The following is a 15,400-nucleotide window of genomic DNA, read 5'->3' on the forward strand; positions in this document are numbered from 1 at the left end:
TGTCAGAAAGGTGATATGAGAGTAAATGTTAGCATGTAAGGAAGAAAAGGTTATCAATTAACATGTTGTTATATGGAATATATTCTAAAGGGAAAAGAAAAGATAGAAAGGAGTGTAGTAAGGAAAAGGAGGAGTAGTAGTATGGATGTAAAACGTGTGAAACAAATCTTATCTTCTTCAAGTAGCATTGACGTTACATATGAGGGCGTACCAGTATGGATTGAGAGCTGTGACGAGCAGAGTGGAGTTGCTCAAGTGTATGATGTATCTAATCCTGGAGAAAGCGTTCACGTGAACGTGACGGCTTTAGAGGAGAAGTAATAGAAAAGACGCTTCTAAATGTTTAGAAGCGTCTTTTTATTTCCTATTCCATCATATGTGCAATTTTCTTAGAGAACATAAGAAGTACTAATCCTAGCACGATTACGATAACACCGATGCTTGCGAATACTTCTAAATATCCTAAAGATTGAGTGAAGGCAGCTAATTGTCCTGCTAATAAGTTTGCGAAGCCAGTACCAGCTAACCATACACCCATTAATAATGATGCTAATTTAACAGGAGCGATTGCACTTACCATAGATAATCCGATTGGTGATAAGAATAATTCACCGATTGTATGGAACATGTAAGTGAATACAATGAATAGTAAGTTTGCTTTCATTGCAATATTACCTTCATCGCTACCAGTTTTTAATACAGCTAAAGTTAGAACTAAATATCCAATCCCTAGTAAAATCATACCAAATGCCATTTTTGTTGGGATTTTTAAGTCACCATTTTTCGTTTTTGAAAGTTTAATCCATAATGCAGAAACCGGTAATGCTAGTAAGATAATGAATAGTGGGTTTACAGATTGGAACCAAGGTGTTGGAATTGTAAATCCACCAATTGTACGATCCACGAACTTATCTGTGTAAAGTGTTAAAGAACTACCAGCTTGTTCAAATCCTGCCCAGAAGAATACAACGAAACAAGTTAAAATTAAAATTGCAGTAGTACGTTTTTTCTCTTGTGTTGTTAAAGGTTTTTTCTCAATTGCTTTTGCATTTTTTTCTTTAGACTTTTTACCGACAACAGTTGTTCCTATTGATCCTAAGTAACGAGGTGCTAATAAGTTAAATATAATTTGTCCAATAATCATACCAATACAAGCTGTTAAGAATCCATATTTATAATCTGCGAAATAACCGCAAATGATTGGAGCAATAAGAGCGCCTAAGTTAATTCCCATGTAGAAGATAGTGAAGGCACTATCACGACGAGAATCATTTTCACTATATAATTGACCTAATAAAGTCGAAATATTTGGTTTGAAGAATCCGTTACCAATAACTAATAATCCTAATCCTAAGAAAACTCCAGTTTTCGTGTTCATTGAAAATAGTACGAAGTTACCAATTGCCATGATGATACCACCAATAGTAATGGCGTGACGTTTCGATATGAAATGGTCAGTTAGCCAACCGCCTATAATTGGTGTGAAATATACTAGCATTGTGAAAATACTGTAAATTTGCACTGCAGTTGCTTTATCAAATCCTAAACCGCCGCTTATTAAGCTCGTTGATAAATAAAGAACTATTAAGGCACGCATTCCGTAATAGCTAAATCTTTCCCATGCCTCTGTAAAGAACAACAAATATAATCCAGGTGGATGTTTTTTTGGTGATTGTTGCTCTCCAGCTTTGTCTAATTTTAAAGCTGCATCCATTTTTGTTTCCCCCTAATCCTGTATAACGGATATTTATGTAATTATTTTAATTCACAAAATATTTAGAAGTCAATAGAATTATATGGAAATAGAAAGAAAATTTCTAAAAAAATCTATTTTTCTTCAACCGTTACTGTATTTTTCCCTGAAAACTAGATAATAAGCGTTTTCAAATGTAATAATTGAATTCTAAAAGAAAATAAAATAGTGATTAATCAGGAAATTTAGATTAAAATATTTATTCTGATATAGAGAAAATATATTCTATTTACTTTTACAATATAACATATTGAGAATAAAAATACAAAATGAAATAATGTGACATTTAAGTGAATTGAAAAATAACCAGCTCCATAGAAGGGGAGCTGGTTAAGGGAATATTATTTAACAAAGCGTTTTTCGATATCATCTAATAGTAGGTTAGCAGCCATTACACCACCAGCTGTATTCCAAATAACGTCGTCAACTTTGTATGCTGTACCATTTTTTACTGCATTTAAATTTTTAAATAGAGGATCATTGATATATTCTTTTTCTAATTCAGAGCCTTTTTTCTCGTTTCCTTTGTCGAATGTGAAGTAGAATAATACATCACCATCCATTGCTGAAATACGTTCTTTAGACACGTTACGCTCTGCAAAGTCGTCTTTATTTTGGTCACCAGGGCGTTTAAATCCAAGCTCTTTTAAAATAACACCAGAGAATGTATCACCATGATAAATACGAACATCACCAGGCATGAAGCGAACCATAGAGATTTCTTGATTTACTTTATCGCCTAGTTTAGCTTTTAAATCTTTCATACTTTTATCGTAATCAGCTAAAACCTTTTGACCTTCTTTTTCTTTATTTAATGCTTTTGCATAAAATTTGAAGTTATCTTTCCATTCACCACGTAGCGTCTCAGAGAACACAGTAGGTGCAATTGCTGTTAGTTGCTCGTACACTTTTTCGTGACGCATTTTGTTACCGATAATTAAGTCTGGTTTTAAAGAAGCGATTGTTTCCACGTTCACTTGTCCTTCATCACCAACAACTTTTACATCTTTCATTTTATCTTTAATATGTGGATACCATGGATCCCCAGTCCAAGATTTTACAGCCCCAACTGGTTTCACACCTAGTTCAAGTAAAGCTTCAGTTCCTTCATTTGTTAAAATGACTACACGTTTTGGATTAGCAGGAACTTCTGTTTTACCCATTGCGTGTTCCACCGTAATCATTTCTTTTTTTGTATCTTCTTTTGTTTCCTCTTTCGTATTTGATTTTCCACAAGCACTTAAAAGTAATGAAAAGGCTAGTAAAAATACAAATACTGTAAACGATTTCTTTCGTGTTAAATTCATTATGTACCCCCTACATACTGAGAAGTTTTTTCAATAGCAAGCATGATATTAAGCTTTTATCTTTTGATTGTCAATACATATCAATGAAAATAGTTCTCATTATCGTTGACAATGAGAATTAAGTTGAAATACACTTACAACGTATCATTATACATTGAAGGGGAAACGCTGCATGTTATTAAAAACAAATCAAGCAAAATGGATTGGATTATTTGTTGGAATCATTGCAGTCATTATTTGTATTTGGGGAAGTATTATTTTCGGATATACAAATACGAGCTGGAAATTAGCGTTAGATGCTTTTTTTCATTTTAATGGTTCCAATGAACATATTATTATTCAAAATGTGCGTTTACCAAGGGCATTAATTGCAGCTAGTGTTGGTGCTAGTTTAGCCATTGCCGGTTGTCTTATGCAAACTTTAACAAAGAATCCACTTGCTTCTCCAGATTTTATTGGATTAAATTCAGGTGCTGCTTTCTTCATAGTTGTAGCAATTGTTATTTTTTCCGTGACATCATTATCAGCTTTCACGTGGATTGCCTTTTTAGGGGCAGCAATTGCAGCTGTGCTTGTATTTGCTTCTAGTTCTTTAGGAAAAGAAGGGACGACGCCTCTTAAGTTAACGTTAGCAGGGGTCGCAATTAGTGCGTTATTTTCATCATTAACGCAAGGATTACTTGTGTTAAATGAAAAAGCGCTTGAAGAAGTACTTTTTTGGCTTGCCGGATCTGTGCAAGGAAGAAAGTTAGAAATTTTACAATCTGTATTCCCATATTTATTAGTAGGCTGGATCGCATCTCTTATGATGGCAGGGAAAGTAAATACATTAATGATGGGGGAAGACGTTGCAAAAGGCCTTGGACAAAGAACGATTTTAATGAAATCATTCGTACTATTTATTATTGTCCTGTTGTCTGGTGGTTCAGTTGCAGTCGCTGGTCCGATTGGATTTATTGGTATTGTTACTCCGCATTTTGCCAGATTTCTTGTTGGAGTAGATCACAGGTGGAGAGCACCGTATAGCGGATTGTTAGGTGCAATACTATTAATCTTAGCTGATATAGCAGCAAGATATGTCATTATGCCACAAGAAGTACCAGTAGGGGTTATGACAGCGTTTATCGGGGCACCATTCTTTATTTATATTGCACGTAAGAGAGGGCTTAGCAAATGAAGAAGTATATTCCGTTTCGTATAGGAAAAGGCGGGCTCTCGTTTTTAATGTATAAACGAGCTTGTCTCGTCTTATTCAGTTTACTAGTTGTTTTAATAGGATTATTTTTTGCGAGTGCAGGTATGGGAGACATGAAAATTCCTCCGTATGATGTATGGCAAGCGATTACTGGAAATGGCGATGCGATGTCAAATATGGTTGTAAACAAGTTTCGTATGCCGCGTATTTTAATTGCCATCCTTGTAGGAATCGCACTTGCTGTAGCAGGATGTATTTTACAGGGTCTCGTTCGAAATCCACTGGCTTCTCCTGATATCATCGGGATTACAGGTGGTGCAAGTGTTGCAGTTGTATTATTTTTAGCTATATTCAGTGATAAAAATAATGCGCTAACCGTAAGCATTCATTATATGCCGTTAGCAGCCTTCGCTGGGGCAACGATTGTAGCGCTTTTTGTATATTTATTTGCATGGAGAAATGATGGATTATCACCGATTAGTCTTGTTTTAATTGGTGTTGGTTTTTGGGCATTAACGAAAGCGGCAACGACTTTGTTTATGTTGTTAGCGCCAATTTATCAAGCGAGTCAAGCGAATGTATGGATTACAGGTACTGTTTACGGCTCTTCATGGCAAAACGTTATGGTGCTTGCGCCGTGGGTTCTCATTTTAACGGTAATATCATTTATAGCTGCTAGACATTTAAATGCACAAGAGCTAGGGGATGATATTGCGGTAGGACTTGGTGTTCCTTTAACGAAGTCACGCGTATTCATGTTATTACTGAGTACAGCTTTAATTGGTGGCGCAGTTGCCTTCGCCGGAGGAATTGGGTTTGTCGGTTTAATGGCACCTCATATTTCACGAAGACTAGTTGGTTCTTTATACGGTGCATTACTCCCAGTTGCGGCTATTGTTGGTGCAATTTTAGTACTTGCTGCAGATTTAATTGGGCGTACAGTTTTCACACCACTTGAAATTCCAGCAGGGGTATTTACATCAGCAATTGGTGCACCTTATTTTATTTATTTACTTTATAAAAGTCGGAATTCATAAAGGGAGATGAATATGCAAAAAGCATTGGAGACGAAACGTTTGACGTTGTCTTATGGTGAAACAATTATTATTGATGAGTTGAATTTAGAAATTCCAAAAGGCGAAATTACAATCTTTATCGGTTCTAACGGTTGCGGGAAATCAACTTTATTACGTTCACTAGCTAGATTGTTAAAGCCAACAACGGGTGACATTTTGTTAGATAATCAAGCCATTCAAAGTATGCAAACGAAGCAAATCGCTCGTCAAATGGCAATTTTACCGCAAGGACCGCAAGCGCCAGAAGGACTTACAGTATTGCAGCTTATAAAGCAAGGACGTTATCCATATCAAACATGGCTGAAGCAATGGTCAGAAAAAGATGAAGAAATGGTACAAAGAGCACTTGCAGCAACAGGTATGACAGAATTTGCTGAGCGTGATGTGCATGCTCTTTCAGGTGGACAACGTCAACGTGCTTGGATTGCAATGACGCTTGCACAAGATACAGATATCATTTTACTGGATGAGCCTACTACATATTTAGATATGACTCACCAAATTGAAGTGCTAGATTTATTATTTGAATTAAATGAAACAGAACAAAGAACAATTGTTATGGTATTACACGATTTAAATTTAGCATGCCGTTATGCAGACAATATTGTTGCCATTCAAGATAAACAAATATATGCACAAGGTAAGCCGGAAGAAGTAGTGGATGAGAAGCTAGTACGTGATGTGTTCCGAATGGAATGTCAAATTAGTACGGATCCGTTATTTGGGACGCCACTTTGTATTCCGCATGGAAAAGGAAGACGTGTACGTAAAGAGGTTGCTCAGGCAATGAGATAATAAAAAAGTCGATGATGATTCATCGTCTTTTTTATTTTTCGCAAGAGAATAGTAGGAAGAGGGGAATTCGTAAACGTCGTTCATATTCTTCTTCGCTCTGAAAATAAGTTTGATTTGGTGTAGCTTCTTTTATATTTGTAATCGTAAATCCAGCTTGTTGTAATAATGTAAAATATTCTTCCGTTGTACGATGATATTTAATAACTTCTTGATCAATCCAAGGTTCAACGCGTTTTCCCATTTTAAAATAATCATCGACGAGCCAGCTTGTTCTTTTTCCGCTCGTTTGCAAGCTTTCAAATGAAGAAGTAATAACAGGGTGTTGAACACTAAAAGTAAAGGTTCCATTTGTTTTTAAAGCTTCGTACACATTTTGAAAAATGATAGGAAGATGTTCAATATAATGTAAGGCGAGTCTAGACGTTACTAAATCAAAAGTAGAAGGAGGGTATGTGTAGTCTTTGAGGTTTAAACAATGGACGGTTCCATTTTTATTTTCTAGTTGTTTTTTAGCTTTTTCATACATAAGTTCGGAGCCTTCAATACCAGTGTAAGAGTGGCAGCCATTCTCTAATAATTCCTCGCCAAACTTGGCGTCACCGCAGCCTAAATCGAGGATTTTCTTTCCTTTCACATCACCAATGAGTTGAAAGAAGGCTGGTTTTTCAAGTGATTCATTTGGGCTATTTTCTCGGTATCTTCGTTTCATATATTGTTCAAAAAATGCTTCGTTATTATATACATCAGATTCAGTAAATGCCATGATTGAAGCCCCCTTAAATATTTTTTTTATTCTACCAAATATGAAAAGTAAATGATAGATTTCTTGTAATGAATCATATATAATCTAGAATTGTAAGCGGTTACTTTAAACTATTTTTCTATAATAAATTCTAAAAACGTGTTAAGCTAGTAGAGGGATTATTAGAACTATTAAGACAATAATCCGCTTACATGAACGATGGGAGGCTTCACAATGTCTAGTAAAACACTTGCGAAATTTTTAGAAGAAAATTTAGAGGATTTAAAATCAAAGGGGCTTTATAACGTAATTGATCCGCTTGAGAGTTCAAATGGACCGATCATTACAATTGGCGGAAAAGAATATATTAACTTATCTTCAAACAACTATCTTGGATTAGCAACAGATAGCCGTTTGCAAGAAGCAGCAATTGGTGCAATTCATAAGTACGGCGTTGGAGCAGGAGCTGTTCGTACAATTAACGGTACTTTAGATTTGCATATTAAATTAGAAGAGACAATTGCAAAGTTTAAACATACAGAAGCAGCAATTGCTTACCAATCAGGATTTAACTGTAATATGGCAGCGATTTCAGCCGTTATGGATAAAAATGATGCGATTCTTTCAGACGAATTAAACCATGCTTCTATTATTGATGGTAGTCGTTTATCAAGAGCGAAAATCATCGTTTATAAACATTCAGATATGGAAGATTTACGCCAAAAAGCAATCGCAGCGAAAGAATCAGGTCTTTACAATAAATTAATGGTAATTACAGACGGTGTCTTCTCAATGGATGGAGATGTTGCAAAATTACCAGAGATTGTTGAGATTGCAGAAGAATTAGATTTAATGACATATGTAGACGATGCACACGGTTCAGGTGTACTTGGAAAAGGTGCAGGAACTGTAAAGCATTTCGGTCTATCTGATAAAGTTGATTTCCAAATTGGTACATTATCAAAAGCAATTGGGGTAATTGGTGGATATGTATCAGGGAAACAAAACTTAATTGACTGGTTAAAAGTTCGTTCACGTCCATTCTTATTCTCCACAGCATTAACACCAGCTGATGCAGCTGCATGTATGCGATCAATTGAAATTTTAATGGAAAGCACAGAGTTACATGATCGTCTCTGGGAAAATGGCCGCTATTTAAAACAAGGGTTAAAAGAACTTGGCTTTAACATTGGAGAAAGTGAAACGCCAATTACACCTTGTATTATTGGTGACGAAGTATTAACACAAGAATTTAGTAAACGTCTAAATGAAGAAGGCGTATATGCAAAATCTATCGTGTTCCCAACTGTAGCTAAAGGAACAGGACGCGTTCGTAATATGCCTACAGCAGCTCATACGAAAGAAATGTTAGATGAAGCAATTCGTAAGTATGAAAAAGTAGGAAAAGAAATGGGCATCATTTAAGTAACGACATCTTTTGAATAGCTTGCAAATGAGGAGTGGGGAAAATGAAAAAAATTCTAGTAACCGGTTCTTTAGGGCAAATTGGTTCTGAATTAGTAATGAAACTTCGTGATGTATACGGTGCATCAAATGTTATTGCAACAGATATTCGTGAAACAGATAGTGAAGTAGTAACGTCTGGTCCATTTGAAACGTTAGATGTAACAGATGGACAAAAACTACATGATATCGCAAAGCGTAATGAAGTAGATACAATTATTCATTTAGCAGCTTTACTTTCAGCAACAGCAGAAAAAAATCCGTTATTTGCTTGGAATTTAAATATGGGTGGACTTGTAAATGCATTAGAAGCAGCTCGTGAATTAAACTGTAAGTTTTTCACGCCAAGTTCTATCGGTGCATTCGGTCCATCAACACCGAAAGATAATACGCCACAAGATACAATTCAGCGTCCTACTACGATGTATGGGGTAAACAAAGTAGCAGGAGAATTACTATGTGATTATTATCATCAAAAGTTTGGCGTTGATACGCGCGGTGTACGTTTCCCTGGTTTAATTTCTTACGTAGCTCCTCCAGGAGGCGGAACAACTGATTATGCGGTTGAAATTTATTATGAGGCGATTAAAAAAGGCACATACACCTCATACATTGCAGAAGGAACATACATGGATATGATGTATATGCCAGATGCTTTACAAGCGATCATTTCATTAATGGAAGCTGATCCAAGTAAACTTGTGCATAGAAACGCGTTCAATATTACAGCAATGAGCTTTGAGCCAGAGCAAATCGCAGCATCAATTCGTAAACACATCCCGACGTTTACAATGGATTACGCTGTAGATCCTGCTCGTCAAACAATCGCTGATAGCTGGCCAAACTCTATTGATGCAACAGCAGCAATGAAAGAGTGGGGCTTTAAAGCAGAATACGATTTAGACAAAATGACAACTGACATGTTGGCTAAGTTAAAAAAAAAGCTCACAGCTGAGTTAGTGATGAATTAATAGGAAGGGTCGATTCTTAGGAATCGACCCTTTTATTTGTATTTTAGAAAAATACAAATAATTACAATTATGATAGAATGAGTTAATTTGTGCATAAAGGGGAGAGATACAATGGAGAAATGGGAGTTAGCAAAGGAAATTTATAATACGTCACGTTTAACGGGAACATTTAAACTTCGATCAGGACAAGTATCAAATCAATACTTTGATAAGTACTTATTTGAATCTAATCCAGTACTGCTATTAGAAATTGCTAAACAATTGAAAGAGTTCATTCCTCCTGGGACAGAAGTACTCGCAGGTTTAGAAATGGGAGGAATTCCAGTAGCGACAACATTATCTTTACAAACAGGTATACCTGTTGTATTTGTAAGAAAAGAAGCGAAGAAGTATGGTACATGTAAGTTAGCAGAAGGCGTTAATATTGCTGGGAAAAATGTTTGTGTTGTTGAGGATGTTATTACGACAGGTGGTCAAATATTATTAAGCACGAAAGATTTAAGAGAACTAGGTGCGAAAGTACATCATGTTTTAGGCGTCATTGAACGAACGAAAGAGGGAAGAGATAACTTATTAGAAGATGGCTTACAGCTACATTCTTTATTTACAATGGATGAGTTAATTGAAGGAGAAAAGCAACATGCAAAGAGTTGATGTTGTATATGCACTAATACATAATGAAGAAACAGATAAAATATTAATGGTACATAATGTAGAACAAAATGTTTGGTCATTGCCAGGCGGGGCTGTTGAAAAAGGTGAAATATTAGAGGAAGCACTAATAAGAGAAGTGAAAGAAGAGACAGGTTTAACTGCCGTGGCAGGTGGACTTGTTGCGATCAATGAAAAATTCTTTGAAGCATCAGGGAATCATGCGATACTATTTACATTCCGAGCAAATGTAGTAAAGGGTGAACTGATTGCGGAAGATGAAGAAGAAATTTCTGCAATAGAGTGGGTGGATCGAACGATCGCAAATGAACGATTTCCATTCTACGATGGAGGATTCGAGGCATTATTAGAAGTAGCCATTCCATACAAGTTTCAACCAGAAACAAAGTGATTGAAAGAAAAAAAACAGGAGCGAAAACGCTCCTGTTTTTCTATTCAATCGTCTTCAGTAGTAACTTTTTCAATAGTGGTTTAATCTTCAGACGTAAATCTTCAGCATGATTTGCAACTAAGAAGTGATGGTTATAAATGTTCTTCATTAATTGATAAGTGGCTTCTTTCGCTTCGCCTTCTTCGATGAAGATTCCGATTACTTCCATACCACTTTTACGAGCAAGTTTGACAGCTTCATGCGTATCTAAAATACCGTCTTGTTGATAGTCTAGCGCAGAAGGCTCACCGTCTGTAAAGACAAGTAAGAATTTATGTTTTTCTGGTCTTTTCGCAAGCTTTTCGGAAACGATACGAATAATATACCCGTCGCGGTTATCTTCTTCTTCGCGAAGTTGCATAATTTCTGGACCGACGTTTGGTAACGTTGAGTTTTTATACGTAACAACTTCATGGATAACGTTCGGCTTATCCTCAGGCTTAGCACTAGAAGCATCTTCCCAAAATCCACTAATGGCGTGCGGGATTTTTAAAGATTTCAATGCTTCATGGAATAGGACCACACTCTTTTTCGTTTCTTCCATTTTGTTATACATAGAACCAGAGCAGTCCACTAGTAGTTGGAATGCAACGTCAAGTTCTTGTGATTCTTGTCCTTTTTTATAAAACATGCGCGGCTGCTTTTCAGTATAAATACGAAGGAATTTCTTACGAAGTCTTCCGTAATATTTATCACTATTTGCATTCGTTTTATTTTCAATCGTTTTTTCGATAATTTTCTTTAATTCTTTTACATCTTTATTAACGACTGATTTGATAGCTTGGTAATCCTTTTTTTCATCAGGATTTGATTTGCGAGCTTCTTTAAATATATGAGAAGCACCAACGTTATACTTACCGTATGCACCCTCGTTTTGGCTAGAAGCGTGTGAAGCTCTTGCTTCTTCTGTATCAGCGCCATCAAAGTTGGATTGTGTACTCTTTTGAGAAGTACCTTGTACAGAACCAAGTGCTTGGTCGCCATCTTCTGATTCACGAGCGGTATCGCCCATCATATTTGTTTTTGTTCCGCTTTCTAAATCAAAGCGTAAAAAGTTCTCGTTTTCATTGTTTTTATTTTCACGGTGCCATGTCGAGAAGCTTTCATCCATTTTGTTTTTGTTATCATCGTCATCTAGGAGCTGCGTATCATCATTTGCTAATTTTTCAGCGCGACTGTCTTTCTCATCTGCAATCACAGATAAATAAAGCGGAGCATGTCCGAAATAATTATTAAGCATATCACTTTCAAGAAGTCCTTCTAAACGATAGCGAATTTTTTCAACGATATACATAATGTCTTCTGTATTACGAGCTTGGAATGTTTCATGCAAAATTGCTTCAATTTGCTCGAAATATTCATTATTAAACATTTCATATTTATCGCTCGTTAATGAAAGATAGCAGAGACAAAATAGACGATCACCGTGATAGTTACGAACACGATTGATTTCATTTTGTGAACCAAAGTAATTGCGATACATTTCTTTTCTTCTTTTAAAAACATGCTTTGTGCCAGGGCGTAAGTTTTTTACGATTTCCTCAACACGTAAATCTTCTAATAGAACAAATAATTGTGTTAAAAACTTTTTTAAGGGTGATTCTTGTAATTCAATCGCATAAGAACGAATTAAAGTCATGTCCGAGTAATGTTTATTACCAAGTGCTTTTAAAAACACTTCGCTTTTTAATCCGATTACTGTATCCTCTTCTTTTCGATCATCCCAAAAGTGACTAATGACAACCTTTTTTTCAATTTCGTCGTAGTATGCTTTATAGCCATACTCAAGGTAGGCATCGTCTTCTTTTAGAAGAGCATACATTAAGTTTTCCATTTGTAGAAACAGCGACGCATCAATTTTTTTGTCACTAAAAATTTGCCTCATGAATTATCCCTCAAAGAAATAACTTTCTGCTAATTCACGGACAGTCATTTGTTCTGTTTCATCGTTTAATTTTGCGATAATACTACGTTCAATTGCACGCATAACAGGAATATATACACCTAAATCACATGCGTCGATAATGCCACGAATACTTGCTGCTTCTTCACTTACACGTCCGTCACGAGCTAAAGGCATAAGGTCGCTTGCAAATGCAACGAGCTTTTCAATTGTTGCAACATCATTTAATTTTGATTCAGATAGTAATAGTTCTTTTAATGTGTCACCTTGAATGTATGGAACTTCAATAATAACGAAACGGTTTTTTAATGCTTCGTTTAGTTCACTTGTTCCAACGTAACCTTCATTAATTGCTGCAATTACACGATACTCGTCATCGCCATATACAACCTCTTGTGTAAATGGATTTGTAATCATTTTACGGTAATCTAATGCACCGTGAAGAAGTGGTAACGTTTCAGGTTTTGCCATATTGATTTCATCAATATATAGGAAATGACCGTTCTTCATTGCTTTCATAAGAGGGCCGTTAACGAATGTAACTTCAGATGCGCCATCTTTCGTTTGTAGTGTGTTGTATCCTAAAATACCTTCTACATCTAGGTCAACAGAACAGTTAATGCTATGCATTGGTTTTTGGAATAAAGAAGAAAGAGTTTCAGCTAGTACTGTTTTACCACTACCAGTCGGCCCTTTTAATAGAATGTTTTTGCCAAGAAGAAGCGCTGTAATAGCATCTTCAATAATGCTGTTATCAGATGCTTTATATATTTTCTTTCCAATTAAATGTGCATTTTCACCAGCTTCTTGTTTATTTTTTTCGTGAATGGTTGAGAGCTGTTGTTTTAAATCAGCATGTATATGAAATTGTTCTAACATGTATTTCCCACCTAACATTATTTTCATAAAGTAATACATCTTATGATAACTTGTTTTAATATGGTATGCAAAGAAAAGGAGAGAGGGGGAATGGAAAAGAAAAAGCAATCAATGTTACATTGATTGCTTACAGTAAAGGAGAAATGAGTCGCATGAAAGACTCTAATATTCGTTTTTTGATACTTCTTTTTTGGAATGCGTTCCATTTAATTTCAGTGGAATGCTTAAAGTCGTCTTCAAAATCATGTTTAATATCATGAACGGTTTCTGATTCATATAGTACGCTAATAAGTTCATAATTTAATTCAAAGCTGCGTACGTCCATATTTGCCGTTCCAATTGTCGCGATCTTATCATCAACGAGTACAATTTTTGCATGCATAAAACCATCTTTATAACTATAAATGGAAGCACCAGCTTTTAAAAGCGGAGTGAAGTAGGACTGAGATGCTTGATCACTAATAATACTATCACTTTTACCAGGATATAAAATGCGTACATCTATGCCAGATATTGCACTTAAACGTAATAATGTTAAAGTTTCTTGATCTGGAATAAAGTAAGGTGTAGCGATCCAAATCGATTTTTTTGCAGATCCCATAACAGCTAATAATGTATTGCGAATGCTTTTATCATCTGAGCTTGGTCCGCTCGCTACAATTTGCACAGCACCTTCTGCATTTGAAATTTCTTTACCTGGGAAGTATTGTCTATTCATAAATTGATCCCAAGAATAAGTATTCAACCCACTAGATGCATAGAGCCAATCCTCTAGAAAGATTGCTTGTAATTTATATAACGCTTTCCCTTCTATTTTTAAATGGCTATCACGCCAAATGGGGAATTTTTTTGAACGACCAAGGTATTCATCACCGACGTTGAGTCCACCAGTAAAACCGATTTCTCCATCTACAATAACGATTTTACGGTGGTTACGATAATTGACTGTTTCAAGTAACCAAGCTGAAAAAATAGGGTCAAATTCTACAATTTCGATCCCAGCTTCTTTCATAGGTTTTAAAAAGCGTCTTCTTAAAGTGTTACTTCCGAGTCCATCATAAAGAAAGCGTACAATAACACCAGATTTTGCTTTTTTTATTAAAGCATCTCGAACTTTCGTACCAATCTCATCAGATTTATAAATATAGTATTGAATATGTATGTGATGTTTTGCTTGCTCGATAGCTTGCAAAATTTCTGAGAATGTTTGATCTCCATTTGTTAAAAGTTTTGTCGTCGTTCTATCTGCGGCAGGCCCGCCTCCAAATTTTTGTACGACTTCTGTTAAATGTACAGAACGTTCATGTAAGGGGACTGTGAGTGCTAATTCTAGTCGTCTTCCTTCTAATATTTCACGGAATAATTTTCTTTGTTCTTCTGAACGATGGAGATGTTTTTTTCTTCTCCAACGGCTACGACCGAAAATAGAGTATAAAAGCACCCCTATAACGGGAAGAAGTGCTAATACTAAAAACCACGCTAAGGTGCTTTGAGGAGACCTATTTTCGATGAAAATAACGAATGAAATTCCTATGATTGTGATGGACCAGAGAGCGCCGACAAATGTATATAACGAAATAAATGATGTATTTAATAGGAAAAGAACGATAGATATAATTACAAATATTGATAGTAATTGAACGATAGGCTTCTTCATTTCTATAAAATTCCTCTAATCTTTCTTAAGTATAGACTTCTTATATAAAAAGGTATAATCCGACATTCTTATTATAAAGTGTTTTGTTTTTTTTACAAAATATAGACATTTTCCCCATGCTTTCCGCATTTGTCCTACATACATTATATTGTGACGTTATTATCCAGCTATTTGCTGGTTAATAAACAGTGTAGGAGGGACAAAACCCTTGCCCTTTATATAGGAAAGGGGATAACCATATCATGGATTTGTAGCAGGTGCATGATGAAGACCAGGATATAGTTATCTTTATTACGCGGATTCTTCTTAATTATATAGGTTACTAACAAGGTCCGTACTATCCATACAATACCTATTAAGATGAGAAAATGGAAAAGGAGAGGGGAAACATGAATTATATAGAAAATAACGGATTGTATTATCGTAATCATCATCCTCATGGAGGGCACAACCATAACGGCGGACATCACCATCATGGAGGGCACAATCACTATGATCATCACCACCATCACGGAGGCGGATGGGGCCTGTCTCTTATACACATCTCCGAGCCCAC

At 35.8% G+C, this 15,400-nt stretch carries 14 protein-coding genes; 8 read left to right on the forward strand and 6 right to left on the reverse strand.

The features are described 5' to 3' along the window. Nucleotides 1-141: 141 nt before the first annotated feature. On the forward strand, nt 142-321 hold the full coding sequence (locus tag JDS99_RS25585) for an acid-soluble spore protein H (protein WP_000382688.1): 180 nt from the start codon (nt 142-144) through the stop codon (nt 319-321). 43 nt (nt 322-364) lie between these two features. Here the strand turns inward: JDS99_RS25585 and JDS99_RS25590 are convergent, their stop codons facing one another. Both JDS99_RS25590 and JDS99_RS25595 read right to left on the reverse strand, forming a co-directional pair. Then, on the reverse strand, nt 365-1,714 hold the full coding sequence (locus tag JDS99_RS25590) for a peptide MFS transporter (protein ID WP_097908193.1): 1,350 nt from the start codon (nt 1,712-1,714) through the stop codon (nt 365-367). Nucleotides 1,715-2,094: 380 nt separating this feature from the next. After that, entirely contained in the window at nt 2,095-3,060 is a 966-nt protein-coding gene (locus tag JDS99_RS25595) for an ABC transporter substrate-binding protein (RefSeq protein WP_088608959.1), read from the reverse strand. A 172-nt stretch (nt 3,061-3,232) separates the two neighbouring features. On the opposite strand from JDS99_RS25595, the gene JDS99_RS25600 reads away from it, so the two are divergent. Genes JDS99_RS25600 through JDS99_RS25610 form a run of 3 tightly spaced genes read left to right on the forward strand, consistent with a single transcriptional unit; the run spans nt 3,233 to nt 6,126 of the window. Then, the gene (locus JDS99_RS25600) at nt 3,233-4,237 is read left to right on the forward strand and encodes a FecCD family ABC transporter permease (protein ID WP_199695947.1); all 1,005 of its coding nucleotides are present in this window, start codon (nt 3,233-3,235) and stop codon (nt 4,235-4,237) included. Further along, nucleotides 4,234-5,292, forward strand: a complete 1,059-nt coding sequence (locus JDS99_RS25605) for a FecCD family ABC transporter permease (RefSeq protein WP_087983390.1) — start codon at nt 4,234-4,236, stop codon at nt 5,290-5,292. Before JDS99_RS25600 ends, JDS99_RS25605 begins: the two co-directional genes overlap by 4 nt. Nucleotides 5,293-5,304: 12 nt before the next feature. After that, nucleotides 5,305-6,126 carry an ABC transporter ATP-binding protein gene (locus JDS99_RS25610; protein WP_199695948.1) on the forward strand — a complete coding sequence of 274 codons (822 nt, stop codon included), beginning with the start codon at nt 5,305-5,307 and terminating at the stop codon, nt 6,124-6,126. Between the two features lie 31 nt (nt 6,127-6,157). Here the strand turns inward: JDS99_RS25610 and JDS99_RS25615 are convergent, their stop codons facing one another. Next, entirely contained in the window at nt 6,158-6,889 is a 732-nt protein-coding gene (locus tag JDS99_RS25615; protein WP_088061833.1) for a class I SAM-dependent methyltransferase, read from the reverse strand. Nucleotides 6,890-7,102: 213 nt separating this feature from the next. On the opposite strand from JDS99_RS25615, the gene JDS99_RS25620 reads away from it, so the two are divergent. From JDS99_RS25620 to JDS99_RS25635, 4 genes are all read left to right on the forward strand, one after another. Further along, a complete protein-coding gene (locus tag JDS99_RS25620; protein WP_199695949.1) occupies nt 7,103-8,293 on the forward strand; it encodes a glycine C-acetyltransferase in 1,191 nt (396 codons plus the stop codon). 44 nt (nt 8,294-8,337) lie between these two features. Continuing rightward, a complete protein-coding gene (locus JDS99_RS25625; protein WP_000723139.1) occupies nt 8,338-9,303 on the forward strand; it encodes an L-threonine 3-dehydrogenase in 966 nt (321 codons plus the stop codon). 111 nt (nt 9,304-9,414) lie between these two features. Continuing rightward, a complete protein-coding gene (gene pyrE / locus JDS99_RS25630) occupies nt 9,415-9,957 on the forward strand; it encodes an orotate phosphoribosyltransferase (protein ID WP_142310489.1) in 543 nt (180 codons plus the stop codon). Further along, nucleotides 9,944-10,366 (forward strand): NUDIX hydrolase, encoded by a 423-nt coding sequence (locus tag JDS99_RS25635; RefSeq protein WP_097908190.1) that lies wholly within the window; start codon nt 9,944-9,946, stop codon nt 10,364-10,366. Before pyrE ends, JDS99_RS25635 begins: the two co-directional genes overlap by 14 nt. 40 nt (nt 10,367-10,406) lie before the next feature. Here JDS99_RS25635 and JDS99_RS25640 read toward each other — a convergent pair whose 3' ends face one another. The 3 genes from JDS99_RS25640 to JDS99_RS25650 form a co-directional block, all read right to left on the reverse strand. After that, nucleotides 10,407-12,290 carry a vWA domain-containing protein gene (locus JDS99_RS25640; RefSeq protein WP_097908189.1) on the reverse strand — a complete coding sequence of 628 codons (1,884 nt, stop codon included), beginning with the start codon at nt 12,288-12,290 and terminating at the stop codon, nt 10,407-10,409. Nucleotides 12,291-12,293: 3 nt separating this feature from the next. Then, the gene (locus JDS99_RS25645; protein WP_199695950.1) at nt 12,294-13,187 is read right to left on the reverse strand and encodes an ATP-binding protein; all 894 of its coding nucleotides are present in this window, start codon (nt 13,185-13,187) and stop codon (nt 12,294-12,296) included. A 127-nt stretch (nt 13,188-13,314) separates the two neighbouring features. Beyond that, complete coding sequence (locus JDS99_RS25650; RefSeq protein ID WP_060487013.1) at nt 13,315-14,844, reverse strand: cardiolipin synthase; 1,530 nt, start codon at nt 14,842-14,844, stop codon at nt 13,315-13,317. Nucleotides 14,845-15,400 lie beyond the last annotated feature (556 nt).

It is taken from the genome of Bacillus cereus group sp. N6 (assembly GCF_016483705.1).
Classification (GTDB): domain Bacteria; phylum Bacillota; class Bacilli; order Bacillales; family Bacillaceae_G; genus Bacillus_A; species Bacillus_A wiedmannii.